The organism is Thauera sp. AutoDN2 (genome assembly GCF_051280715.1).
Classification (GTDB): domain Bacteria; phylum Pseudomonadota; class Gammaproteobacteria; order Burkholderiales; family Rhodocyclaceae; genus Thauera.
Genome location: NZ_JBNCAR010000112.1, coordinates 1 through 1,011 on the forward strand (window position 1 = coordinate 1; position 1,011 = coordinate 1,011).

General features: G+C 57.1%; 1 protein-coding gene. It reads right to left on the bottom strand.

All coding sequences use genetic code 11. The features are described from left to right. Positions 1-80 precede the first annotated feature (80 nt). Positions 81-830, bottom strand: a complete 750-nt coding sequence (locus ACPT9U_RS17770) for a hypothetical protein (RefSeq protein ID WP_435751933.1) — start codon at positions 828-830, stop codon at positions 81-83. Positions 831-1,011 lie beyond the last annotated feature (181 nt).

Sequence of the window (1,011 nt, forward strand, 5' to 3'; positions counted from 1 at the left end):
ATCCAGAGCGCGATGCTGTCGTGCGCGATCACGTGCATGCTGAAGACATAGGGCGGTTGGTTGCATGAATCAGGCGACAACTATCTTGACTTGTTCCGCATCCCCGCCGGCAAGGTGCCTGCGGTCACCGCGTAAGTGTAGGGCGATGTACCGCCGCTGGCGGTAATGGTCTGGTTATAGGCTGCAGCAACCGTGGCAGCGCTCAGGGTCGTGGGTGAAAGGCTCAGGGAGGCGGCATAGGGCACGACGGCCATATCGTCGAAAGCAAAGTTGTTGGCTTCAGCTGGGGAGTTGTTGCTGACCCGCACCTCATCCACATCGGTCATGTTGCTCAGGGTGAAGTTCACGAAACTGCTATGGGCGCTCGTGACATTCACCGTGTCGCTCGACCCTGTTGGCGCCCCGTTCCGATAGCCGGCAAAGGTGAATTGAGTCATCCCCACGCCATAGGCGAAGATCTTCACGCTGTTCAGACTGAACCGATCCGTGCCGTTGGCCGATTTGATAGTTGCGTTCCCGGAGTTAGCGGTCGACGTAATGGCATCCCCAGTAGACCCTGGCACCCGGACTCCACCAAAACCGGTAGTCAGGTCGCTGTCAGTGTAATAAACCCATTCCATAGTAAAGCGCAGACCGTTGTAGTCGCTGGACACATCAACAAAGCCGTCGGCGTGCCCCGTCCCGAAACTGATCGTCCCGGGCGTAATGGCCGCAGAGGCAGGCATGGCGAAAAGCCATGCAAAGAGAAGGATGAAAAAGCCACTCAGGCCGCGTGAACCGAACCCCTGAAGGGGGTGGGAAATGATACGGAGCAAGGATTTGAGGTTCATGCGCTGATCTTGATGGTTTGGGAAAAAAACGACGTCAAGATGACGTGGCGATTGTGGTTGAAGCCGGGGTGCAGCGGTGCGAAGGCAGGGCCATCGCATTCGAAAGTCATAACCGATGAATCCCCAGCATTTTCATACGGATATCGTCATCCCAGGCCGCCCGCTTGCGCTTGAGTCGCAG